Raw genomic sequence first — 24,240 nt, forward strand, 5'->3', positions numbered from 1 at the left:
GTTGAACGCCTTCGAGATGGCCTTCGAAGGCCGACTCGCCGCAGCCCGCAAGTAGTCCTCAACAACCCGTGTTACACCGTTTTCTTGACAGACCCGGCAGGGTTACCCGGCTGGAGCTGTTTCTGGACCTGATCTTCGTGTTCGCGTTTCTGAACGTCGCCGGTGTGACCGCCGAGCAGCTCAATCCGGCCGGCCTTGCCCGTGGTCTGCTGCTGCTCGTGCTGTTGTGGGGTTGCTGGGCGCCGTACGCGTGGCTGGGCAACATCGTCCGGCTGGACCGGGGCATCATGCCGGTGTTCGTGTTCGGACTGAGCGCGATGCTCTTCGTGCTGGGCCTGACGGCCAGGGAGGCATTCATCGATCGCCCCGGCGGGCTCTCCGGACCGGTCGTGTTCGCGGTCTGCTACATCCTCGCCCGCGGTAGCGCCCTCGCATTCGCCACCGCCGCCGGCGTGGCGGAACCAGCAACCCGCCGGCGGCTGTGGAAAGCCTGGCCGGTGCTCACGGCCGGTGGGCTGGTGCTGCTGGCTTCTGCCCTCGTGCCGTCATATGAGCACAGTGAGCAGGCGTTCGTCGCGGAAGTGGTGATCCGCGAATGGATCCGGTTCGCCCTGGTCGCTCTGGCGATCGTCGCCGCGTACGGCGGCGCTCTCCTGCTCGGTGCCGGTACCTGGCGGATCAGGTCCATCCGCTACTGGGCGGAGCGGCACAGCTTGATCATCCTGATCGGTGTCGGCGAGGCCATCATCTCGGTCGGGCTGGGTCAGGGTCTCGCCGTGCCGCATCCGCTCACCGTGGAGGTCCTGGCCGGCGCGGTGCTCGGTGTCGTGCTTGCTGGGGCGCTGTGGTGGACCTACTTCGACGTGGCCAGGTTCGCCGCGGAGCTGGCGCTGGAACGGGTGTCGGAGGCCCGACGAGCGCTGCTCGGGCGGGACGCGTACACGTTTCTGCACCTGCCGATGATGGCCGGGCTCATCCTGGTCGCACTCGGCCTCCACCACACGCTGTTCGAGCTGCGTGTGTCGTCGGAGACGCCCGCCGAGCTACGGCTGCTGGTGCTCTACGGCGGGGTGATCCTCTATCTCGTCGGCCTGGTCCTGTTCGAGGTGCGCACGCTGCGCCTGCTCGGCCGATCACCCATCCTCGGAATCCTCCTGGTCGGATCCCTGGCGGCGGTCGCTCCTCGGGTGCCGGTGCTGGCCCAACTGGCGCTGTTGACGGCAGCGGTGGCTGCCATGGCGTTGGCCGACGCCACGGTCTTCCGGCACCGTCACCGCCGGCTGCACGCCGAGATACAACCCCTCATGAAGCAGGCCGGTGTGACGCCGAAGGAGCTTTTCTTCGACCTGGTCTACGTGTACGCGTTCCTGCAGGTCGCCGCCCTGATGGCCGACGACCCGACCGGGCGCGGCCTGGTGCGCGGGCTGCTGGTGCTCATCGTTCTCTGGGTGGCCTGGTGCGCCTACACCTGGCTGGGCATTGCGGTCCGCTCGGAGCACCCGATGGTGCGCCTGGTGCTGGTGCTCGTCGTCGCGCTCACCGCGGTGATCACTCTGGCCAGCCCGGAGGCGTTCAACGCCGACGGTAGCGGCCTGCCCGGGCCGCTGGTCTTCGTGACCTGCTACGCGCTGATCCGGCTGTTGTTCCTCGGCGCGTTCTGGCTCAGCGTTCGGCAGGAGCCGACGCAGCGGGCCGCCGTGATGCGCAGCGCCGTGCCGACCCTGCTGGCGCTCGCCCTCCTGTTCGCCGCCGCGTTGCTGCCGCAGCCCGTGGGCGATGTCCGACTGCTGACCCCCGTGCGCGCCGGGGTCTGGATCGCCGCCATCGCCGTGGACCTGGTCGGCAACCGGCTCGCCGGAGCCCGCCACTGGTGGACATGGCCTGCCGAGCACTGGGCCGACCGGTACAGCCTCATCATCATCATCGCGCTCGGCCAAGCGGTCATCTCCATGGGCACCGCCGTGATCTACACGCCCGTCTCCCCGAGGATCATCGTCGCCGCCACAGTTGGCACGGCCCTGCTCGCCGCACTCTGGTGGATCTACTTCAGCACGACCGCCAGCTATGGCGGGCGGGCTCTGGCGGCAACCGGCGAAGCCCGTCGTGCACCGCTCGCCCAGGACGCCTACGTGCTCTTGCACCTGCCGCTGATCGCCGGCATCGTGATCGTCTCATTCGGGCTCGGCAAGACCATGTCCGTACTGGGCAGCCGGGGCCTGTTCGAACCCGGCGTCCCGCTCGACGCACTCCCGCACCTGGCTCTCTTCGTCGGCGTGATCACCTATCTGCTCGCAGACCACGCGATCCGCTGGCGGCTGACCCACCGCGTCCACCCACAACGGATCACCCAAACGCTGGTGATCACTGCGCTGGTACCCGTCACCGCTCAACTTCCGGCGCTGAGCGCCCTCGCCGCACTGGCCGCGGTCTGCCTCGGGTTCATGACGATCGAGCTGACACGCCGAGACCCGCTGGCACGACCAGCTCACTAAAGGATGGCGAAGAGGCGCCGTTCCCCTTATGGGAGGTCGGTGCCGTTTCCGTCCGTGACCAGCCGGGCGGCGGTGTCCGGTAGTGCCACCTCGTGCCCCTTTGCGCACTTCACCACGACGCCGAGCGGGCTCCCGCAGCCGGCGTGCACGAGTTCGACGCCGCCGTCGCGGCCGAGCCGCTCCCCCCACTGCATCAGGGCGACGAGCACGGGGAAGAGCTCCCGGCCCAGGTCGGTGAGGACGTACTCGTACCTGGTGCGCTTGCCCGGCTCCTGGTAGGGCCGTCGCTGCAGCAGACCGTCGGCGACCAGCTGCTTGAGCCGTTTGGCGGCCACCGCCTCGGTCAGGCCGGTACGCCGGGCCAGCTCGTCGAAGCGTCGGCCACCGTAGTAGAGCTCGCGCATCAGGATCATCGCCGACCGGGTGCCGATCAGCTCCAGGGCGTGCTCGATGCGGCACCAGCCCTCCGCCTGCCACCGGTCGCGATCGGCGAAGCGGCCGGTCAAGGCGATGACGGCGTCGGTGTCGGGCTCGGCCGGCCCGGCGGGCTGTGTCATGGCTACCACACCCCCTCTGGCTAGACGTTTGCATAGCCAGGGGTGCTACCGTTCTGGCTATGGTTTCCACTAGCCAGCCTAACACCGCCGCAGGGCCCCGGCCGGCGCCCGCGACCGAGGCACGGCGACGATGGCTCGCCCTCCTGGTCGTCTGCCTGGGCGTGATGATGACCTTCGTCAACGTGTCGTCGACGATCTCGGCGCTGCCGCCGATCCAGGACGATTTGCACATGTCCGCCAGCACGCTGGTCTGGGTGAGCAGTGCCTTCAGCCTCGCCGTGGTGAGCCTGGTCCTCTCCGCCGGCACGCTGAGCGACCTGCTCGGGCGGCGCCGGGTCTTCTGCTACGGCGTGGCCCTCTTCACGCTCGGCAGCGCGCTCGCCTTCGCCGCGCCGAACGCGGGTGTGCTCATCACGGCCCAGGCCGTGATGGGGGTCGGCGCCGCGGCCGTGTTGCCGTCGAGCCTGTCGATCGTGAGTCACGCCTTCACCGACCCCCACCAGCGGACCGGCGCCATCAGCGTCTGGGCCAGCTGCGCAGGTCTCGGGCTGGCGATCGGGCCGCTGGTGGCGGGCGCGCTCCTCGACCGGACCTCCTGGCACGCGGTCTACCTGACCAACCTCGTCGTCGGGGTGCTCGCCTTTGTGCTCGCCCCGCTGTTCGTGGCAGAGAGCAGGCATCCGACCCGACGACTCGATCCCGCCGGCGTGCTGCTGGGCACCATCGCGATCGCGTCGGCGACCTACGCCATCATCCAGGGGGGCGCCAGCGGCTACGGCCAGCCCCCGATCATCGCGGCTTACGTGGTCTTCGGCGTCGCGCTGGCGGCCTTCGTCCGGCTCGAACTCCGCCACCACGACCCCATGCTGGACCTGCGGCTGTTCAAGAGCGCCTCGTTCGCGACCGTGATGGCCGTCAGCGCCGTCACCATGTTCGGCTTCGTCGGCATCTCCCTGCTCACCGTCCTCTACCTGGAACGGATCGCCCACGCGAGCGCCCTGGAGACCGGAGTGAAGCTGCTCCCCATGTTCGTCCCCTACATCGTCGTCAGCGCACTCGCCGGACGCCTGGCCCGCCGGGTCGGCATCGCCTCCGTGCTCGCCGCGGGGCTCGTCCTCATGGGCGCCGGGGCCCTCGCGCTGCTGATGGTCGGCCCGTCCAGCGGGTACGGGACGATGTGGCCGGGGCTGCTCGCCGCGGGCGTCGGCTCGGCGCTGCTGGTGGCGCCGTCGACCGCCGCCGCCGTCAACAGCGTGCCACCGCTGCAGGCCGGCATGGCCGCCGGCTCGGTCAACATGTTCCGCCAGCTGGGCAGCGTGCTCGGCCCGAGCATCCTCGGCACCCTCGCGACGACCCACTTCCCGACGTACCTGCGTGAGCAGCTGGCGACGGCCGGGGTGCCGTCCGACACGGCCGGAGCGGTCGTCGCAGGGGCCACGCACGGCGGCAGCACGGGTCAGCTCCCCGCCCCGCTGGCACACACGCTCTCCCTGGCCGCGCCGCGCGCCTTCACCGACGCCCTTCACCTCGGCTGGCTCGTCGGCGGCGTCGTCCTGCTCGTCATGGTGATCCCGGCGGTCCTGTTCGTCCGGCGCCCCGCGGCGACTTCCTGATCCACCGATCCCCGCGTCGCGAGCGCCGGCGCCCCACACGGGGCCGGCCCGGTTGGAGTCCGGGCCGGCCCCGTGTGGTGGGGTGCGTGTGCGTTACGGCGCGGGGACGCCGTCGAGGATGCCCACGGCGTCGGTGCCCGGGGTGACGACGAGCTTGCGGGTGAGGCTGTACGAGCCACCCGCCGGCACGTCGACGTTGAACCGGCTCATCACCCAGTTGCCCGCGGCGTAGACGTCGAAGGCGCTGGCCGGCGTGCCGTAGACGAGACCGAAGACCTGCGGGTCGGTCCCGGTCATGCCGATGTACGGCTTGGTCGGGGCGTACGCCGCCGTCGCGCCGGGCGCCACGATGCCGGTGCCCGGGACGACACTGGCCTGGCCGGCCGCGTCGTGGTCCATCGCGTCACCGGTCCACACGCTGAGCGGAGCCGAGCCGGAGTTGCTCAGTTCCGTCGCCACCGTGGCGAAGTCGTCGCCCGGCTTCAGCGTGTACGTCGTCGTCGCCGTCAGACCCGTGAAGCCCTTGACCGGCCCGGACACCCGCACGACGGCCTTGTCGCCGGTCGCCTGCACGATCTGGACGTCGGTCGCCGCCACCGACCGGTTGTCCCACGCGCTACCGCCGGTCGGCTGGGTCGCCGAGACGTAGGGCAGGTTGATCCAGTCGAACTGGTCGGCCATGCCGCGGACGGCGATGTCGACCGGCTTGCCGCGGGTGCCACCGGAGAGCTGCGAGTCGTTGTAGGCGTCGGCGATCGCCATCGAGAGCTTGTCGTTCTCGAGCATGACGTCGCCGTAGCCCGCCTCGACCAGACCCGTGCCGATCTGCTTGCCGTAGCTCGCCTCGACCGTGACCGGACTCAGCGCGACGTCTTCGACGCCACTGCCCACCGCCGGCACGGTGACCGTGCCGCCGGCACGGTGACCGTGCCGCCGGCCGTCCGGTAGCCCAGCATGGACACCCGGACGTCGTACCGACCGGCCGGGGCCTTGACGAGGTACTTGCCCTGCGCGTCGGTGCTCGTGGTCGCGACTACCGTACCGGCCTGCTCGAGGGCGACCCGGGCACCGGAGACGGCGGTGCCGCCCGCGGTGATCGTGCCGGCCGCGCGAGCGGCGTCCGGGACGGCCGGGTCGTGCAGGTCGATCTCGTCGGCCCAGTTCGCGATGTTGCGGGTGGGGTCGCCACCGGCGGTCGCGTAGTCGGTCAGGTGGTAGAAGCTGAACTGCCTGGTCGCACCGGCCGCCATCGTGGCGTCGTAGTAGAGGCCCTCGACGTAGCCGTACGCACCGACCGCGGCCGGCGTGTCCAGCGCCCACGCGAGCCCGTGGGCGGCCTGGCCGTTCGTGGTGGCCGCGTCAGCACCGGCGTAGACGTAGTTCCCGGTCCAGCCCGAGGTCTTCAAACCCGGGTTGATGCCGCTGAACCCGGGGATCCGGCCGTTGTCGACCGAGCTGTCGGGGTCGATCATGTAGTTGAAGTAGCCCTGGTAGCCCGTCGTGCCGGTGTTGGTCAGCTTGACCGTCATCTTCACGATCGGGGCGTCGGGCAGGGTCTCGTAGCGGACCTGCGCCTTGATGGCCGGGTTCGCCCGGTACTGACCGTCGCCGACCACGGCAGCGCCGTCGACCGCGAGGTCGGGCAGGTCGAGCTGGTCGTTCGGCCGGTCCCACGAGTCGGGCGGCGTGAGGCTCGGCCGCAGCAGCATCTCGCCCCAGTCGAGGGTCTCGGCGCCGTTGGCGTCGTTGAGCATCAGGTCCGACAGCGCGCCCTGGCCCAGACCGCCGGCGCCGTTGTTGCCGGCGGCGTACGGCGTCACGGACGCGCGGATCTTGTCGTTGGCCAGGTAGTAGTACTCCTTGCCGGTGACGGCGTCCGTACGCGTGCTGCCGTTGCCGTAGTCCGGCGCGTACGTCGACCTGCCGGCGACCGGGTGGGTCACCTTGATCAGCTTGAGGTCGGCCGTCGCGGTGCCGGTGGTGCCGACCGTGACGGTGGCCGCCGAGCGGTCGTCGGCGATCAGGCCGCGCTTGGCCGCCGTGACGGTCCAGGTCGACTCCGGCAGGCCGATCCGGTAGTGGCCCTCGGCGTCGGTGCTGGTCACCGCGGTGTCCTGGCCGGCGGCGACGGCGGTGACCTTCGCGCCGGTGATCGGAGCGCCGGTCTCCGGGTCGCTGACGGTGCCGGTCACGGTCGCCCAGCGCCGCGCGGACTCGCCGCCGGGCACGTAGGCGTAGAGGTTGCCGTCCCAGGCGCCCGTCACGACGGTGTTGCCGCTGACGGCCGGGCCGGCGCCCACCCAGGTGCCGGTCTCGTGGCTCCACAGGATCTGGCCGGTGTCGGTGGCCAGGGCGTAGAACCTGCCGTTGTTGGCGCCGACGAAGAGCGTGTCGCCGGCCACGACCGGGCTGGACATGACGCCACCGTGGTAGATGTCGCCGGGCAGTGCCCGCTCCCAGAAGACGTTGCCGGTCCGGGCGTCGAGGGCGACGACGGAACCGCTCGGGAAGCCCATGTAGACGACGCCGTCCTTGACGGCCGCGGCACTCGGGGTCGAGCCGCTCGAGACGAGCGAGGAGCGCGAGCTCCGGTAGGTCCACAGGGTCGCCCCGGTCTTGGCGTCGCGGGCGGCGATGCCGTTGTTGGCACCGATGAAGACCTTGCCCTCAGCCGCGGTCGGCACACCGTCCTGCCAGCTGCCGAGCGACTCGGCTCCCGTCCATCTCCGGGCGCCGGTGGCCAGGTCGTAGGCGAGCACGCGGTCGGCGGTCTCGTTGCCGACGTACACGGTGCCGTCCATGACGGCGGGCGTGCCGTCGCTCATGGTCGCGCCGGACATCGGCGAGGCCCAGATCTGCGCACCGGTGCGGGTGTCGAGCGCCTTGAGAACGCCCTGGCTGCCGATGCCGAAGCGGGTCTGGTAGGGCCAGAGCACGGTGTGGCCGGAGACGGCCGGTGAGTAGTAGCCGTAGGTGCGCTGGTTGTTCGGGGCCGGCGCCTGCTCGGGCACGGCCTTCCAGCGCAGCTCGCCGGAAACCGCGTCCACGGCGTAGAGCTCCGAGCCGAGGGTCGGCGCGAAGATGAGGCCGTCGCCGTAGGCGAGGCTGCCGTGGATCGACTGCGGCACCTCGAGGTTCCACAGCTCCTTGCCGTTCTTGAGCTGGACGGCGTGGATCCGGCTGTTGCCGTCGCCGTTCTCGTCGCGGGTGCCCGCGTAGACGACACCGTCGTGGATGACCGGCGAGCCGGTGAGGAAGGTGCCGTCGGTGCGGAAGCTCCAGGCCAGGCGGCGGCCGGCCTCCTGCGCCGGGGCGACACCGGAGTGGGCCTCGTTGCCGTGGTGCTGGTCCCAGTCACCGCCGGCGACCGGCTCGAGCGCCGGCTCGTCGGTGAGGGTGAAGTCTGCCGATCTGGTCCAGGTCTTGCCCGCCGCGTCGACCACCTTCACCTCGATGCTGTGCGCACCGACCGTCTCCAGGCTGTCGGGCAGGTTGCTCTGCCAGGTGAACTCGCCACTGTGGTGCAGCGGCATCCAGTTCTTGTCGCCGGCGATCCGGTAGCGCGCCGAGACGACCTCGTCGCCGGTGTCGTAGGCGTTGATCTGGATGCCCGGGAACTTCGCGGCCGGCACCTTCGAGCCCGGCGCGGGGCTGACGATGGTGAGGTGCTCGTTCTCGCCGTACATCCGGAACGGGTTGTCGAAGCGCGGACCCGCCATGTGGACGTAGCGGAAGCCGCGGGGCGCGTTGTCGATCGTGTAGGAGCTCGACACGGTCTGGATGTGCTTGGCGGTCGAGGCGAACGCCGAGTGGTTCTCGACCTGGTTGGAGTGCTCGTGGCCGACCAGGATCAGCTGCGCCTTGTAGTGCTCGAGCACGTCACCGAAGGCGTCGTACGTCGACGGCGAGCCGAACGGGACGTTCATCGGCTGGTGGGTGAGGACGACGACCTCGATGTCGTTGGTCGGGTCGTCGTCGAGCGGAACGCTCGCGGCGAGGTCGTCCTTGAGCCAGTTCAGCTCCTCGTCGAACGGCGCCGAGCCGTTGTTCTCGAGGACCACGAAGTGCCGGTCGCCGTAGTTGAACGAGTACCACTCCGGGCCGACGTTCCGGCGATAGTTCTCGATCTTGTCCGCGTACGCCGACCCGCTCGCGTACTCGTGGTTGCCGACGGCCGGCCACACACCGACGGCCGACTGCTGGGTGCCGCGACGATACGTGTCGAACTGCCCCTGGCTGGCGTCGTTGGTGAGGTCGCCGCTGACCGCGATGAAGCGCAGGTCGGTGCCCGTGGAGTTGATCTCGCGGATCTGGTCGGGCAGCTGTGCGTTGACGTGCGGGTCGGCGATGTTGGCCCAGGAGAAGGTGTCGCCGTCGGAGATGACGTCACGGACGAGCGCGAAGTCCGCGGTCGCCGTAGCCTCGTCGGCGAGCTGGCCGAGGTTGGCCCAGAACCTCGGCTCCTTGTACTGGTCCAGGCCGAACCGGTAGCCCCGCGGCTGGCCGGCCCACACGATGTCCGTCGTGCGACGGTCGATGGAGATCGTCAGCGAGTAGGAGCCGTCGGCGGCGGTCGTGGTGGCGACCTTGCCGTCGGAGACGCGGACGCCGGCCAGGCCGACCTCGTCGGGGTTGCGCTGGCCGTCGCCGTTGCCGTCGACGTACACGACGCCTCTGACGGTGGCCTCCGGCGGGTCGAGGACGGCCGCCGCGTACGACGCGAGCGGGCCCGCCACGACGCTGGCGGCAAGCCCCAGCGTGGTGGCGTACAGGACGACGCGCAGGCGTGCGCGTGTCCGGGTGAACGCGGACATCGGGATCCTTCGGGATGGGGGGCGTGAGGTGGGTGTCAGGTCAGGAGCGGCGAGCGTTCGACGAACCAGACCAGGCCGGCACCGGCGACGGCGACGGTCGCCGCGACGGTGCCGAGCGTGAGGGCGCGAGCGGCGATCGGCATGGTCGCGGCCCTGCGCAGGAACAGCAGCGCCGGGAAGGTGAGGGCGATGATCGTCAACTGGGCGAGTTCGATGCCGACGTTGAAGGAGACCAGGTCGGCCAGCGTCGAGGCCGACAGCGGCCCGTCGACGCTGAGCGCGCCCGCGAAGCCGAGCCCGTGCAGCAGCCCGAAGCCGAAGACCACGGGCAGCCGGTGGCTCGCCCTCGGCGAGAGCAGGTTGTCGAGCGCGACGAACGCGATCGACAGCGCGATGAGCGGCTCGACAATCCACCCGGGCACGCTGACCCAGCCGATCGCGGCCAGCACCAGGGTCACCGAGTGTGCGATCGTGAAGGCCGTGGCGACCTCGACGACGTCGCGCAGCCGCTTCGCGCCCAGCAGCAGCGCCAGCAGGAACAGCACGTGGTCGAGCCCGAAGAGCAGGTGCTCCGCGCCGAGCCGGACGAACCGCGGGATCTCGCTGAGCAGGTCGGTGCGCCCCACCGTGACGCTGGTGTGCGCGGTGTCGAGCAACGTCGACCCGCGGCGACCGTCGATGTCGTAGGCCACCATCGTGGTGGTGTCGTCGATGACGCCGTCGGAGAGGCGGAAGATGTCGCTGCGGACGGTGAGCGCGCCGAGCGCCGGACAGTCGTAGGCGAGCGCGACCCGCGCCGCCCCGGAGTCGGCGAGTTCGACGAGGGCGTCGTCCTCAGCGGTGCACCCGATCGAGCCACGGCTCAGCCGCAGCCGCCCGCCGACGTACGCCGCCACGTCGCTCGCGTGCGCGTCCAGCGAACTGCGCCGCACCTCGGTCGGCACCTCGGCGGCCGCGCCGTCCACGCCGACCGCGTCCGGGCTCAGGGCACCGTCGAGACTCAGCAGCCGGGCGAGGACGTCGTACTCCACGTCGACGACAGCCGCGACGCCGTCGCCCTGGCTGCGCAGGTCGACCGCGACCGAGGTCGCGCGGACGTGCGCCTGCGCCGGAGCGGCGACGAGGAACGCGGCAACAAGGGCGGCGAGGAACGCCAGTAGACGCACAGGTCAGCACTTCCGTCGTGGGGGGGGTCGTGCCCAAACCCTGCAGTGCTCGCTCCACACCGGGCAACCCGCGACGGCCCAATTCACCGAAGCTTTCGCTGCTGATCATCCACCGGCCGAAAGTCGGGTTCCGAGCGGCGTCGGCGTACTGCGGCGCTCACCAACTTGCGATCACGGATGCAGCTGGGGTGGCCGGCCCGCGAGCGCGGCTCGGCTCTGACCTCCCGATTCCGGTGTGGACCGCGGTCCCCGCCGCGCCCGAGCAGACCGGGTGCCGATTCACAGCCGCTTCTCAAGATTTCCTCAAGGTTGGCCACTGTCGATGATCGATGGCCCGTTCATGTTGGAAAGATACTCGCCGTCGTCGCGTCAATTCGCGTGCGGAAAGAGGGCATGACAGGCACGCGGCGAGCTTCCGCCTGCTTCCACCCCGGCGTCCCTGGTCCGCGGCTCCGCTGGTGCCATCGCGGGCGCACTGCTCCGCAGCCCGCCCAGCACGGCCCACAGATGCCGCCGCCCTGCAGCGCCGGAGCCAGGCAGGAGTGCTCCAGCCAGTGGGCGTCCTCGGCCGGCCGCAGCGACACGCAGCCGGCGAACACGCCGCCCACCCCGATCAGCCAGGTGTGCGCCGGCGCGAACTCAACAGCAGACTGGCCGAGCGACAGGCCCGCACCCGCCGCGACCACCGCCCCCGCTCCTCGGCGTGCGACCGTGCCCACAACCGCCACCGCGACGGGCTCGCCTGGTCCAAGACCGCCGTGCGGACGATCACCCACGGGGACTTCACGATCGTCCTGCTCTGAGCCGTGGGCCTGAGCCGGGGCGAGAGGCAAGGTCGCTCGCCCCGGACTGCATCACGGGGCGGTCCGCGGGCGGTCGCTCATGACCGGGCGCAGACGAAGCGCAGGGCCGGCCCGATGTCGGCGACGAAGGTGAACGCCGGATGCATACCTCCGGACGGGCCCGCGAGCGGTACTGCTCGGACGGGGTCTCTTCCTAACGTCCTCGCGAAACGTGCGGTCGTCGCGCAATGTGCAACTTGCGAACGGCGGAGATGGCGCATCGAAGCAACGGGCAATCTCGCGTTCGAGGGTGCAGGGTCGAGGACACCCGTGGCAGGCGACGCGATCTGTCGACACTACGGTGGCGCGGAAACTGACCCGTTCGCTACGCGTCAGTCTCGTCTTCGATCTCAGCCAAGAGGTCAGCGGCATCCCGGGTTCCCGTGGCTGCCAATCGGCGCAGCTCACCGACGTTCTCCTGCTCTGCCGCTGACTCGACCAGTTGGTCGAGGGCATCCTTGCTGCCCGCGCCGGCCAGGCGTCGCAGCAGGTCGAGGTCACCGGTCTCGGCGGCTTGTTCGATCAGCAACGCGATGTCGTCACGGCCAAGCGGCTGGTTCATTTCGGTGTCCCTTCCCGTGGCGGTTGCGGCGGAGCTGGCTTCGAGGCAACGCCTCGGCCACCAATATACCGCGACCCACCAACTACCTTGACAGTCACAGTACCCGGATCTACGGTGTAACCCAGGAGGTGAGGCATGGGCACCAACAAGATCACATCCGATCTGCTACGCGGGAACACCGACACGATGATCTTGCGGCTGCTGACAGAGTCCGACCGCTACGGCTACGAGATCGTCAAGCTGATAGCCGAACGCTCGCAGGGCGAATACGAACTCAAAGAAGCCACGATGTACTCCAGCGTCCGGCGCCTGGAGGCCGACGGCGACATCACCTGGTACTGGGGCGACGAATCCCAGGGCGGACGGCGCAAATACTTCCGGATCACCGACAAGGGCCGCGCGACCTACGCGCACAACAAGACCACCTGGGACTACGCCAAGCGCGTACTGGACACGCTGCTGTAGAGGGGACGAACACCAATGAGCGACAAACTCAACGAGTACGTGGACGGCGTCTTCGCCCCCTACGAGGGCACCAAGAGCGTCGGCGAGCTGAAGACGGACCTGCTCGCCGATCTGCAGGAGCGATATCGCGAGCTGCTCGCCGAGGGCAACGACGAGGCGACGGCGTTCGAGCTGACCGTCGACAGCATCGGCGACATCGAGGAGACGGTACGCGAGGTGTCGAATCTCTCGCGGGTTCTCGAGCGGCAGGTGGTCACCCGATTCGACGCGAGCGCCCTGGAGGGCAGCGACTTCGCCGGCGTCGCGGCCCGACAGGGCAGGTTCGGAGCGAGCGCGCTGCGCGGCTCCGACTTCTCCAACGCCGATCTCACCGGCAGCAAGTTCAAGTCCAGCGACATGCGAGACGTCAACTTTGACGGTGCCAACCTGACCGACGTGAACTTCACGACGTCCGACCTGTCGAACGCCAGCTTCCGTCGGGCGCGACTGATCCGTACCGAATTCAACATGTCCGGGCTCAACGGTGTCCGGTTCGCCGACGCCGCACTCACCGACGTCGCGTTCCGCAAGACCGACCTGCGGAAGACCGTCTTCGAGTGCACCTTCACCGGCGTGGACTTCTCCGTGTCCGACCTGCGCGGCCTCAACTTCGATCGGGCGGCCTTCACTGGTGTGAAGTTCGACCGGGCAGGACTTGAGGGCCTGTCGCTACGCGGGGCGATCCTGCGCGACTGCTCCTTCCGCGGCGGCTGGAGCAAGAGGTACTACAAGGCCCTGCGCACTGTGAACTTCGACGGGGCGCGCATGGACAAGCTCACCTTCGCCGCGCTCAAGGGCGTCGGCGTCGAACCGGCCAACGTCACCGTCGAATAAGGAGGCAACGCCACATGGAAACGTCACCCCTCGCGATTCACGTCACGGGATTGCACAAGTCCTACGGCAAGCTCGAAGTCCTCAAGGGCGTGGACTTCGCCGTGGCCAGCGGCAGCATCTTCGCACTGCTCGGCTCCAACGGCGCCGGCAAGACCACCGTCGTGCGCATCCTGTCCACGCTACTCAAACCCGATGGCGGCAGCGCAAGCGTCAACGGATTCGACGCCGTCGCACAGCCCGAAAAGGTCCGGGCGTCGATCAGCCTGACCGGGCAGTTCGCCGCAGTCGACCAGATCCTCACCGGTCGCGAAAACCTGATCATGGTCGCCAGGTTGCGCCAGGTGAAGAACCCCCGCCAGGTCGCCGACGACCTGCTCGAACGATTCGGCCTCACTGACGCGGGCGGGCGCCGGGTGGCGGCCTACTCGGGCGGCATGCGCCGGCGTCTGGACATCGCCATGAGCCTCATCGGCAACCCGCCGGTCATCTTCCTCGACGAGCCGACCACCGGCCTCGACCCGGAAGCCCGCATCGAAGTGTGGAAGGAGATCCAGAGCCTTGCCGGCAAGGGCACGACGGTCCTTCTGACCACTCAGTACCTGGAAGAAGCGGAGAAGCTGGCCGACCGGATCGCGATCCTGCACCAAGGCACGATCATCGTGTCAGGCACCCTGGCGGACCTACGCCAGCTGCTGCCGCCCGTGCAAGCGGAACTCGTGGAACGCCAGCCCACCCTGGAGGAGATCTTCCTGTCGATCGTCGGCACCAAGGAGATGCAGTGATGAGCTCACATGTCGTCAGCAACACCAACGTCATGCTCGGACGGTCCATCCGCCACGTCAGCCGCAGCATGGACACCATCATCACCGTCACGATCATGCCGATCGCGTTCATGCTGCTGTTCCGCTACGTGTTCGGCGGCGCCATCCAGGCCGGCACCGCCAACTACACCAACTACCTGATGCCCGGCATCCTGCTCATCGCCATCGCCAGCGGCATCTCCTACACCGGCTTCCGTCTGTTCAACGACATGCAGAGCGGCATTTTCGAACGGTTCCACTCCATGCCGATCGCACGGTCGTCCGTCCTGTGGGGACACGTGTTGACCTCAGTGGTGTCCAACGCCATCTCGGTCGTGGTCATCATCGGGGTCGGGCTCGTCATGGGCTTTCGCACCTCGGCCGGTGTGCTGGCCTGGCTCGCCGTCGTCGGGATCCTGGCCCTGTTCACCCTCGCGCTGACGTGGGTGGCGATGATCGCCGGCCTGGCGGCGTCCTCGCCAGACGGAGCGTCCGCCTTCTCCTACCCTCTGGTCTTCCTGCCGTTCATCAGCTCGGCGTTCGTTCCCACCGACACCATGCCCGGGCCGGTGAAGGCCTTCGCCGAACACCAACCGGTCACCTCCATCGTCAACACCATCCGGGCGTTGTTCGAGCAGCAGCCGGTCGGCAACGACATCTGGATCGCCCTCGGCTGGTGCGCAGGCATCCTCATCGTCGCCTACGCCTTCGCCATGCGGGCCTACCACCGCAAGATCGCCTGACGTCACCGGGAAACAGGCCGATCCGCGGCGACCGCCAGGCGGCCGCCGCGGACCGGCGCTCCCGACCGGGACGCCCCGCAGGCCGTATCTGTAGCGCTCGGGGCACCGCCGCGTACTCGTCAACGGCGTGTCAAGAATGGCTGGGGCACCGTCAAATCGCCGTATCGGTACCGGATGCGCGGCGGCCGACTCGCCACGATGGCGACATGACGTTACGACGGTTGAGGCGGCGGGATCGCGGGCCGGTGCCGGTGGACGAGGGACGGCCGTATCGGTCGGCACCGGGGGTCACGCCAGGTGCCGCATCCCCGTCACCGCCGTCCCCGGCGCTGCCCGCGCCCCCGGCATCGCCCAGGGCCGCAGTGTCGCCCGGCGACGAGCCGGAGCGGCGGCACGAAGCGCTGGTCTGCGTCCGGCTGACCACGGCTACACCCGGCAGCCACCTGCTGGAGTACCTGCGGGCCGAGCCCTGCACGGTCGACGCGTGGTGGATCGCAGCAGACATCGACGCCGTCGTCCGGCTCTCGGCCGCCAGCCTGACGATGCTGCACCGCGTCGTCGCCGACCTGCGACGGCGTGGGGGCGCCGAGGTCGTCGTCACGCACAGCATCCTCCGCCCCCTCGACCTCGCCACCGACGCCGGACGACCCACGGCCGCCCCAGCCCGCGTGGCGTCACCGGCATGAGCCGCCCCATGCCCGCCCGGCGGGTCGTCGTCGGCGTGGACGGGTCGTACGCCGGGCTGGAGGCGCTGCGCACCGCAGTGCGGCTGGCCCGCCGCGAGCGCGCGCTGCTGCATGCCGTGCGGGCATGGACGTTCGTACCGCTGTGGCGGCCCGGCACCATGCCCTGGCTCTGGCTCTGGCAGGAGGACCTCGCCCGGGCCGCCCGCGCGTACGTGCGGGAGGCCTTCGCCGCCGCGCTGGGCGTGTTGCCACCGGACGTGAGCGTGCAGATCGTCGTCGAGCAGGGCTACGCCGGCCAGGTGCTGGTCGACCACGCCCGGCGGGACAACGACCTCCTCGTGGTGGGCAGCCCCCACCGCAGCCGGTTCGGCGGCGGTGGGCACGTCACCCGGTACTGCGTGACGCGCGCGAGCGTGCCGGTGGTGGCGGTGCCCGCCCCGGCGTGGGCCCGGGCCGACGCGATCCGCCGCTTCGGGCGGGATCTCGAACGATTCACCCGCTGACCGGGTGTCACCGCCCGGCCAGTCGGCCACCCCAGAGAAAGGCAACATCATGGACGAGGTTCCCGATACCTGGGCCGTCCCGGTACGTACCACGCCGGGACGGCAGTCGCTGACGGTGCGGACCGGCCGACTCCCGCAGGGAACCCGGGTCGGTCTCGCCTTCACCGACCCGGACCGGCTCGCCAGCGCGATGGGCGCGGACCAGCTGTGGATCTGGCTCTGCGAGTCGGCCCTGCGGAGCATGCTGACCCCGCTGGGTATCGACCGTATCCAGGTCGACCCGCTGCTGGTCGCGCCTCAGGTCGCGCCGGACGCACCCCGCGTGCCTCTCCCCTACCGGCCGTCTTCCGCGCTCGTCGGAACCCGACCGGCCTGACCTGTCCACCCGTTTCATGGTGCCGCCGCCCGACTCCATCGGACCGGGGGCAGCCGGACTGGGTCCCCGACGAGGCGGCACGGGAACGGATTTCCGCGGTGGCCGCCGGCGCCACGCAACCGGCGCAGGTGCTGGCGCCCGCACGGGTCACCTTCGACGTACGGGAAGCGGAGACCGCCACCGGCTGACCGGTCCCGGCACGCCTCCCGCGGATCGCGCGCCGAGGCGACCAGGGCCGTTGGTGCTCGGAGCGGTTGAGCCGAACGTCGCCAGCAACGTGCCGTGCAGGGCGGCGATGGCGCCGAGGGAGCCCCGCGTGGGTTCGGTGGCGGCGGGCCGCCATAGCCGGCGACCGGGTGACCATCACCTACGGCACGGGCATCGAACCGCCCGCTCCGGCTGCGCTGAGGGGAGATGCTCCTCAGCGCGGCTTCTCATTCGGGGCGTCTTCGTGCCAGCGGGCGCGCCAGGCGGCCTCGTATTTCTCGTAGGTGGTCCTCTCCTCGAAGACGGCTGCCAGCAGGGCTCGGCGGGCGTCGGCCATGACCGCCATCTCGACCGCTACCAGCCCGATGCAGATGGCGGTCAGCAGGCCGAGGGCCGCAAGCGCTGGGAGGTGCATGGCAAGTGGGATGGTTGCCGCGAGGACGAGCACGGTGCCGACGCGAGTCCAGGAGAGTGTGCCGAGGGTGCGCAGTTGGAACAACATGTCACCGCAGAAGTAGCCGATCACTCCGCCGAAGAGCAATGCCACACCGGGGCCGTGGGTCGGCTCGGCGAGGCTGATGGCCCGGTCGGCGACCTGCCGCACGATTTCCTCCGCGCCGAGGGCGAACACGATGATCCCGGCGATCATCACGAGCTCGCAGTACGCGTAGGCATCCCGTGCCATGGCCACCCGTTGGCGCCCCTGCGCGGCGTGTTGCGTTATCCGGGCGGCCGGAGCGATCACGTCGAAGTGTGACCACCACAGTGCGGCGGTGAAGAAGATGCCGAGCACGGCCGCCGCGACCGCCGGCCAGGTGACTGGCTCACCGAGCAGGTTGCCACCGACGCCGACGGAGATGATCGACTCGCCCAGGGCGATGATGAGGATGAGGTCGTACCGTTCGACCCAGTGCTCGGCGGAGGTCACCGTCCAGCCCCACGCGCCAGCGACCAGGCCGCCGCTGTACTGCAACAGAACCACGCCCAGCCAGAGAGCGTCCCGCACCAACTGGGCCCGGCCGGTGCCGTCGCCCATCTTCGGCGGTATCAGCGCGGCGGCCAACAGCAGGAGGGTGCTCAGCGCCAGCTCGGGTGAATATTTCAGAAGCAGGCGACGCTCGCCTGGTCTTTCCCCTGCGACGTGCCAGTACAGCAGCAGGTGCGTGCAGCGGATCACGAGATAGCTGATCGCGATGACCACCGGACCGGTAGCCGTCCGCGTCGGGTCGCCGAAGGCCTGCGGCAGGGACAGCGCGAAGCAGAAGAGCGCGGCCATCGCGACGACCATCAACGCTGGGACGAAGCCGACACCGATCCGGACGCGGGTGGCGACCACAGTGTGCACCACCCAGACCCACCAGAGCACGGCGAGGACGAGCAGGCCGTGCAGCAGGTTGGCGCCGGTGATGTTCACCGCGGTGGCCCGGGTGATGATGAAGAACGAGAACACGAAGACCAGGTCGAAGAAGACCTCGAACCTGCCCACGCGGGCCCCGGGGGCCACCGCGACGGCAGGTCCCATCCGCTCCCACCACCGGTTGCCACCCACCGGCAGAGTCTCCCAGCGCGTTGGCCAGTAGGGGGCGGGATTCGTGGTGCCGATGCCGGCTGAATCGACCACGGCCCGGACGTGGGGCCGGATCACGTTGCGGAACATTCCTCGTTCGGTGTCGGGCGAGGGTTGCTGTCAGAGCTTCGCGGGACCGGTCCGGCACGGGGGCCGATGGTTGTTCTCGCATGGACATGGCCGGTGGGCGGCAGAAATGGCGTCGGACACCGGCTTGGTGGAGCCGGTGCCCGACGGGTGGGTGCGATCAGGCGGAGTAGCCGCGGTCTCCCCCGGTAACCGCGAGTCAACCGCCCACGTGGATGCCGGGCCGGCGTGCCGGATCTCGTTCGGCCTTGCGCAGGATCTCCCGCACCACCGGCGGGGTGTCACCCCGGCCGAGGATCAGGTACCGCATCAGGTGCGCGATCGGGTTGCCCTCGGACCACTCGAAGTGTGCGTGCGGACGGACCCCGGTGACGTCACGCAGAGCCAGCAGGATCGCCGCGATCGCGTTCGGCGCCGCAGGGCTCTGCACCCGCAGCACGCGGTGTCCATCGACCTCGAGGCCCCGTACCCGAAGGACGTCACTGAAGTCCGACGGGTCGATCACCTCGATCTCCAGGAACAGCACGTCCGCCGCTCCCGGCACCGGGTTCATATCCCGCTGGGAGCGCTCCTTGGCTCGGTACTCGGCGCCGGAGACCACGTCCGGCCGGTGGGCGATGATGTCTAGCCGCCCGTCGTACTCGATCGAGTCGGCAACGAACCGCCGCGCCGCCTCGTCGAACTCGATCCGCTCCGCCCGCAGCTCTGTGGTGCGGGACACCCGCGACACCAGCGACACGACGATGATGCCGGCGATGAACATGCCCGAGATCGCGATCCCGTCGGGCTTCTCGATGATGTTCTCGACCAGCGCGTACAGCAGCACCAGGGTGAGCACCGCGAACCCTGCCGTGACCAGCCGTTGCCGGCGGCGCAGCGCGGAGATGGTCACCGCGACCGCGCCGGAGACCATCATCGCCAGGATCCCGGTGGCGTAGGCACCAGCCTGGGCGTTGACGTCGGCCCGGAACGCGACCGTGATGGCGATGCTGATCAGCGTGTAGACGATCACCACGGGCCGCACCGCGCGTCCCCACTCCGGTGCCATGCCGTAGGAGGGCAGGTAGCGCGGCACGATGTTGATCAGCCCGGCCATCGCCGAGGCGCCCGCGAACCACAGGATCAGCACGCTGCTGACGTCGTAGACCGTCCCGAACGCCTCCCCCACGTACTCGTGGGCGACGTAGGCGAGGGCCCGGCCGTTGGCCTGCCCGCCCGGCTGGAACTCCTCGGTTGGGATCAGCACGGTGGTGACGAACGTGGTCGAGATCAGGTAGGCGGACATGATTAGCGCGGCGGTGGTCAACAGCCGCTTGGTGTTGCGGATCCGCGCGGCCAGCCGCGCCTGCGCGTCGCCGCTGTCGCCGCGGACCAGGGGCATCATGCTCACGCCGGTCTCAAAGCCGGACAGGCCCAGCACCAGCAGCGGGAAGGCCAGCACCGCTGGTCCGACGATGTCTCCGACGCCGTTCGTGCCGGCGGTCAGCGCGTCGGTCCAGCCTGCCAGCAGGGCCGGGTCCTGGATCACCCGGACCAGCCCGACGGCCACGATGACCGCATTGAGCAGCAGGAACACCCCGACCAGCGGGATGGCGACACCGACGGCCTCGCTGAAGCCGAGCAGAAACACGCCGCCCAGGATCAGCAGCAGCACGACGGTGACCACGACCGCGGCGGTGGTCCCGTGTGGAAACCCGTCGGGCAGGATCGGGTTCTCCAGCAGGTGCACGGTCGCGTCCGCCGACGACAGGGTGATGGTGATGATCCACGAGGTGGCCACGAACCCCAGCAGCACCAGCACGAACAGCTTTCCCCGCCAGAACGGCAGCAGCCGCTCCAGCATCGCCACCGAGCCCTGGCCGTGCGGGCTCTCCCGGGCCACCCGTCGGTACATCGGCAGCACCCCGAACAGGGTCAGCGCCACAATCAGCAGCGTCGCCAGCGGTGAGAACACCCCCGCCGCCAGCGCCGCGATGCCCGGCAGATACGACAGGGTGGAGAAGTAGTCCACGCCGGTCAGACACATCACCTTCCACCAGGCCTGCGGCGGGGCATGCGACTCGCCTGCCTCCGGACCCGCCGGTGGCACACGGTGCCGCAACAACCACCGCGCCAGCGCACCCGACACCGGCGCGCCAACCGCCGGCACCTCCACGCACTCCGGCACCACCGGTCGGACCGCCTCCAACAGAGGTCCACCACCGTTCGCGCCGACGCTCACTGCGGCGTGTCTCGCCGGGCGCCTCGACCGGCCGTCACCCATCCGATGCCGCCCCCATTCGTGGTCATGCCGGGCACATGTGCACCCGAGAGCAGCGCACAACGTACCCAATCGTCACTACTGGCACGCCTGGGGGCGACTGTGACGGGTCACCGTGTGTGACACGTGGGCCGTCAGAAAACAGTGCCGCACAACGACATCGGCGACGACGTTCGCCCAGCTACGGCTCACCTGACGTACGGCCGTCGTCGCGCCCCGGCCGCTGTTCGCCGAAGGCAACGCGCACGAGTCGGTTGGCGTCCTCCTGGGTGAGGCCGGTGGCGACAAGGAGGTCACTGACGGTGGTGCGGACCTGGGCGACGACGACACTGCCAAATCCGCCGGTGGCTCCCAGGCCGCTCGACCCCGCCCGGTCCCATTCGGGACAGCGCGCCATGACGCCGCGCCAGGTCGACCTCCTGGGCCGATCGGCGCTGTTGTGGCTCTAAACACCGAGTCTCGCCCTTGACGGCATAGTGCCTGTTTCGACCGCGATTATCACCCGGATCGAGCGAGGGCGGCCCCTCGCCGGCGCTCTAGCCTCGGCTGTATGGCACAGGTGCGACCCACACCGGCCAATCCGACGCCGGACAAGCCGCAGGACCCCACCCGTCCCGGCGCGCAGGCGCGGGCCCTTCCACCGGAGCTGGGCCCGGACCCGATCGCCCTGGTCAGCGGTGCCACCTTCATGTACTCCGATCCGGTCGGAGACGTGCCGGCCGGCACCATCGGCGGGCTGGTCCACCTGGACACCCGACTGCTCAACCAATGGGTGCTCACCATCGACGGCCTACGCCTGCTCGTGCTGCACTCGAGCGTGGTCGACCACTACTCGGCGCAGTTCTTCCTGACCAATCCCACGCTGCCCGATCTCCCGGCGAACACCATCGCTGTCCGGCGGCTGCGATACCTCGGTGAGGGGTTGCACGAGCGGATCGAACTTTTCTCCTTCGCGCCGGAACGGGTCCGGTTCGAGTTGCGCCTGGAGGTGGGCAACGACTTCGCCGACATCCTCGAAATGAAGACCACCATCCGCGACCGCTCGGAGCGGATCCAGCGGGGCCACGCGCCGGACGGCTCCCTCCTGCGGTTCCACTACGAGCAGGACGGGTTCGCGGCACAGACCTCGGTCCGGTCGACCCCCTCCCCGCAGCGACTCGAGGGCGACCACCTCGTCTGGGCGATCGACCTCGCTCCGCACGAGTTCTGGCGCGTCGAGTTCGACGTGCCGGTTCCGCCCGGGTTCGGGGTGACCGAGGCCGTCCGGGGCGACATCGCCGACATCTTCCATCACCGTGTGGAGGATCCGGCGGCACGGTGGCTGGCCGGTGCGGCCCAGCTGAGCAGCGACCACCCGGTGTTGGAGCGGGCCATCGCGCAGACTCGCTCGGACATGTCCGCGCTACGGATGGAGATGACGCTCGGGGAGGAGCGGGTCAGCCTGCCGGCCGCCGGCATGCCGTGGTTCCTCACCCTCTTCGGACGGGACACGCTGATCACCGCGTTCCAGGCGCTCACCTTCGGGCCCCGGCTGGCAAAGGGCACTCTGCTCGCGCTCGCCCATCATCAGGGGCGGCAGTGCGAGGACTTCACCGACGAGGAGCCCGGCAAGATCCTGCACGAGGTCCGCTTCGGCGAGCTGACCCAGCAGGAACTCATGCCGTACAGCCCCTACTACGGCACCGCCGACGCCACTCAACTCTGGCTGATCCTGCTGTCGGAGTACTGGCGCTGGACCCGCGACGACGACCTCGTCCGGTCGCTCCGGGACAACGCGTTGGCTGCGTTGAACTGGATTGACCGGTACGGCGACCGGGACGGCGATGGCTATGTGGAATACGCCACCCGCTCCCCTGAGGGACTGGGCAACCAGTGCTGGCGGGACTCCTGGGACGGGGTGCGGTTCGCCGACGGCCACATGCCGGTGCTGCCGATCGCCACCTGCGAGATCCAGGGTTACACCTACGACGCGAAACTTCGCTTGGCCGAACTCGCCGACGGACCCTTGGCCGACCCGGCGCTCGCCGACCGACTGCGCACCGACGCGCACCGGCTGCGCGAGTCCTTCAACCGGGACTTCTGGATCGCGGATCGGGGCGGCTACTACGCCGTGGGTCTCGATGGCGACAAGAACAAGATCGATTCGATGACGTCCAACCTGGGGCACCTGCTGTGGAGCGGCATAGTCCCGCAGGAGCGCGCCGCCGCGCTCGCCCGGCAACTGCTCTCCGAGGACATGTTCAGCGGCTGGGGGATCCGAACCCTGTCCAGGCGCGACGCGCCATACAACGCGCTCGGCTACCACCTCGGCACGGTGTGGCCGCACGACACCTCCATCAGCGTGCTGGGCCTTTCCCGCTACGGCTTCCGCGACGAGGCCAACCAGGTGGCCCTCGCCCTGCTCGACACCGCCGCCCAGTTCGGCGACCGGCTGCCCGAGGCGATATCCGGCTTCGAGCGTGAGCGGACCCTCTTCGCCATCCCCTACCCGACCGCGTGCAGCCCACAGGCCTGGGCGTCCGGCGCGCCGCTGAGCCTGACCCGGGCCATGCTGGGACTCCACCCGGTCGACGGCCAACTGGTCGCCGACCCGGCAGTGCCGCCAGAGGTCGGCCGGATCAAAATCCGCGGCATTTCCGCATTCGGCCACCGCTGGGACGTCGAGGCCATCGGCGCGGACGGTTACGTGCGGCTCGCCGCCGATTAGGCAACCCCACCCGCACGATCGTCCGCCACCGCGATCTGGCGCGTTGATCTCCGCCGCGTCGGGGCACTCGTCCGACATGTCGGTCTGATGGCTGCTTCGGCCGCCGGACGCCTGATTGGCGGTGATCCCGGTCACCCCCGCCGTCCGGCCATTGGCGGTCGCCCCTGGCGGGCGGCAGGGTCGGGGGTCGGCGTCGTCGCGCCAGCTCAGTCGTCCCAGCAGGTCAGGAGCGTTCGTTGCCCGCCCACCGGCGTCCCCGCCCACCCCGTTCGGCCGCGCTGCCCGTCGCGACCGGAGCCCTCGCCGCCCTGCTGGTCGCCGGCGCGGGTCTCGGCTTCACGCTGATCGGAGACACCGAAGCCGACTCCGGCGGCGGCGTGCCGGCACGGGCCGCCGGCGCACCGGACCTCCGGCCGGCACCGGCCACCCCCACGCCGGACCTCCCGGCGACGCCCGGTGCGGACGTCGTCTCCGGTCCGTCTCCCTCCGACGGCGCCCCGCCGACCGTTCCGGTGGCCCGGACCGAGTCGCCGCGCCAGCCGACCGCCGACGCGGCGACTCCGCGCTCGGCGACCGGCGCCCCGAAGCCGACGGCCACGAGCCCGGCCACCAGGCCACCGACCACGACGCCGACGGTGCGTCCGACACCCGGGCCGACCGGCGTCCCCTCGTTGCCGCCGACCACCGCCACTCCCAGCCCGTCCGGCAGCCCCACCCCGGCCCCGTCCACACCTGGTCCGACCCCGTCGGGCGGCACACCGGCGCCGAGCAGCCCTGCGCCCAGCGGCTCCGCGTCCACCGACCCGGCGTCGCCATCAGCAAGCCCCACCGGTACGACGACGCCGGCCACCTCCTGACGGTCGCCGCCGTCGGGGCAGGCCAGCGTCCACGCGCTCGCGACGTGGTACGGCCGTGAAGTC

The 24,240-nt window shown here is 70.0% G+C and carries 19 protein-coding genes and 1 pseudogene; 11 read left to right on the top strand and 9 right to left on the bottom strand.

Annotation, left to right across the window (positions count from 1 at the left end; translation table 11 throughout):
- Nucleotides 1-68: 68 nt before the first annotated feature.
- Nucleotides 69-2,492 (top strand): low temperature requirement protein A, encoded by a 2,424-nt coding sequence (locus ABZV78_RS04455; RefSeq protein WP_355635364.1) that lies wholly within the window; start codon nucleotides 69-71, stop codon nucleotides 2,490-2,492.
- Between the two features lie 26 nt (nucleotides 2,493-2,518).
- Here ABZV78_RS04455 and ABZV78_RS04460 read toward each other — a convergent pair whose 3' ends face one another.
- Complete coding sequence (locus ABZV78_RS04460; RefSeq protein ID WP_355635365.1) at nucleotides 2,519-3,049, bottom strand: helix-turn-helix domain-containing protein; 531 nt, start codon at nucleotides 3,047-3,049, stop codon at nucleotides 2,519-2,521.
- A gap of 59 nt (nucleotides 3,050-3,108) precedes the next feature.
- Between ABZV78_RS04460 and ABZV78_RS04465 the strand changes: the two genes are divergently transcribed.
- Complete coding sequence (locus ABZV78_RS04465) at nucleotides 3,109-4,662, top strand: MFS transporter (protein WP_355635366.1); 1,554 nt, start codon at nucleotides 3,109-3,111, stop codon at nucleotides 4,660-4,662.
- A 93-nt stretch (nucleotides 4,663-4,755) separates the two neighbouring features.
- On the opposite strand, the gene ABZV78_RS04470 is transcribed toward ABZV78_RS04465, so the two are convergent.
- From ABZV78_RS04470 to ABZV78_RS04480, 3 genes are read right to left on the bottom strand one after another with little or no spacing between them, the layout of a single operon-like run.
- Entirely contained in the window at nucleotides 4,756-5,553 is a 798-nt protein-coding gene (locus ABZV78_RS04470; RefSeq protein WP_355635367.1) for a hypothetical protein, read from the bottom strand.
- Nucleotides 5,523-9,476, bottom strand: a complete 3,954-nt coding sequence (locus ABZV78_RS04475) for a PQQ-binding-like beta-propeller repeat protein (protein ID WP_355635368.1) — start codon at nucleotides 9,474-9,476, stop codon at nucleotides 5,523-5,525. The genes ABZV78_RS04470 and ABZV78_RS04475 overlap by 31 nt, the downstream gene beginning before the upstream one ends.
- A 35-nt stretch (nucleotides 9,477-9,511) precedes the next feature.
- Nucleotides 9,512-10,642 (bottom strand): HupE/UreJ family protein, encoded by a 1,131-nt coding sequence (locus ABZV78_RS04480; protein WP_355635369.1) that lies wholly within the window; start codon nucleotides 10,640-10,642, stop codon nucleotides 9,512-9,514.
- A 623-nt stretch (nucleotides 10,643-11,265) separates the two neighbouring features.
- Between ABZV78_RS04480 and ABZV78_RS04485 the strand changes: the two genes are divergently transcribed.
- Nucleotides 11,266-11,445 (top strand): hypothetical protein, encoded by a 180-nt coding sequence (locus tag ABZV78_RS04485; protein ID WP_355635370.1) that lies wholly within the window; start codon nucleotides 11,266-11,268, stop codon nucleotides 11,443-11,445.
- A gap of 364 nt (nucleotides 11,446-11,809) precedes the next feature.
- Here ABZV78_RS04485 and ABZV78_RS04490 read toward each other — a convergent pair whose 3' ends face one another.
- Nucleotides 11,810-12,046, bottom strand: coding sequence for a hypothetical protein (locus ABZV78_RS04490; RefSeq protein ID WP_355635371.1), 237 nt, complete (start codon nucleotides 12,044-12,046; stop codon nucleotides 11,810-11,812).
- Between the two features lie 135 nt (nucleotides 12,047-12,181).
- Between ABZV78_RS04490 and ABZV78_RS04495 the strand changes: the two genes are divergently transcribed.
- The 7 genes from ABZV78_RS04495 (at nucleotide 12,182) to ABZV78_RS04525 (ending at nucleotide 16,492) form a co-directional block, all read left to right on the top strand.
- A complete protein-coding gene (locus ABZV78_RS04495) occupies nucleotides 12,182-12,511 on the top strand; it encodes a PadR family transcriptional regulator (RefSeq protein ID WP_355635372.1) in 330 nt (109 codons plus the stop codon).
- 15 nt (nucleotides 12,512-12,526) lie between these two features.
- On the top strand, nucleotides 12,527-13,384 hold the full coding sequence (locus ABZV78_RS04500) for a pentapeptide repeat-containing protein (RefSeq protein ID WP_355635373.1): 858 nt from the start codon (nucleotides 12,527-12,529) through the stop codon (nucleotides 13,382-13,384).
- Nucleotides 13,385-13,398: 14 nt separating this feature from the next.
- Nucleotides 13,399-14,166: an ATP-binding cassette domain-containing protein gene (locus ABZV78_RS04505; protein WP_355635374.1), complete on the top strand. Its 768-nt coding sequence runs from the start codon at nucleotides 13,399-13,401 to the stop codon at nucleotides 14,164-14,166.
- A complete protein-coding gene (locus ABZV78_RS04510; protein ID WP_355635375.1) occupies nucleotides 14,166-14,927 on the top strand; it encodes an ABC transporter permease in 762 nt (253 codons plus the stop codon). The genes ABZV78_RS04505 and ABZV78_RS04510 overlap by 1 nt, the downstream gene beginning before the upstream one ends.
- A 362-nt stretch (nucleotides 14,928-15,289) precedes the next feature.
- On the top strand, nucleotides 15,290-15,613 hold the full coding sequence (locus tag ABZV78_RS04515) for a hypothetical protein (RefSeq protein WP_355635376.1): 324 nt from the start codon (nucleotides 15,290-15,292) through the stop codon (nucleotides 15,611-15,613).
- A complete protein-coding gene (locus tag ABZV78_RS04520) occupies nucleotides 15,610-16,116 on the top strand; it encodes a universal stress protein (protein WP_355635377.1) in 507 nt (168 codons plus the stop codon). Before ABZV78_RS04515 ends, ABZV78_RS04520 begins: the two co-directional genes overlap by 4 nt.
- Before the next feature lie 4 nt (nucleotides 16,117-16,120).
- Complete coding sequence (locus ABZV78_RS04525; protein WP_355635378.1) at nucleotides 16,121-16,492, top strand: SAV_915 family protein; 372 nt, start codon at nucleotides 16,121-16,123, stop codon at nucleotides 16,490-16,492.
- 421 nt (nucleotides 16,493-16,913) lie between these two features.
- On the opposite strand, the gene ABZV78_RS04530 is transcribed toward ABZV78_RS04525, so the two are convergent.
- The 3 genes and pseudogenes from ABZV78_RS04530 to ABZV78_RS04540 form a co-directional block, all read right to left on the bottom strand.
- Nucleotides 16,914-18,185: a low temperature requirement protein A gene (locus ABZV78_RS04530; protein ID WP_355635379.1), complete on the bottom strand. Its 1,272-nt coding sequence runs from the start codon at nucleotides 18,183-18,185 to the stop codon at nucleotides 16,914-16,916.
- 367 nt (nucleotides 18,186-18,552) lie between these two features.
- Nucleotides 18,553-20,379 (bottom strand): amino acid transporter, encoded by a 1,827-nt coding sequence (locus ABZV78_RS04535; protein ID WP_355635380.1) that lies wholly within the window; start codon nucleotides 20,377-20,379, stop codon nucleotides 18,553-18,555.
- A gap of 415 nt (nucleotides 20,380-20,794) precedes the next feature.
- Nucleotides 20,795-20,986, bottom strand: a pseudogene (locus ABZV78_RS04540) (aromatic acid exporter family protein); the annotation flags it as partial.
- Nucleotides 20,987-21,163: 177 nt separating this feature from the next.
- Between ABZV78_RS04540 and ABZV78_RS04545 the strand changes: the two are divergent.
- The gene (locus tag ABZV78_RS04545) at nucleotides 21,164-23,320 is read left to right on the top strand and encodes a glycogen debranching N-terminal domain-containing protein (protein ID WP_355635381.1); all 2,157 of its coding nucleotides are present in this window, start codon (nucleotides 21,164-21,166) and stop codon (nucleotides 23,318-23,320) included.
- Between the two features lie 223 nt (nucleotides 23,321-23,543).
- On the opposite strand, the gene ABZV78_RS04550 is transcribed toward ABZV78_RS04545, so the two are convergent.
- Nucleotides 23,544-24,170, bottom strand: coding sequence for a hypothetical protein (locus tag ABZV78_RS04550; RefSeq protein WP_355635382.1), 627 nt, complete (start codon nucleotides 24,168-24,170; stop codon nucleotides 23,544-23,546).
- Nucleotides 24,171-24,240: the final 70 nt, after the last annotated feature.

Source organism: Micromonospora sp. NPDC004540 (genome assembly GCF_040610095.1).
Classification (GTDB): Bacteria; Actinomycetota; Actinomycetes; order Mycobacteriales; family Micromonosporaceae; genus Micromonospora.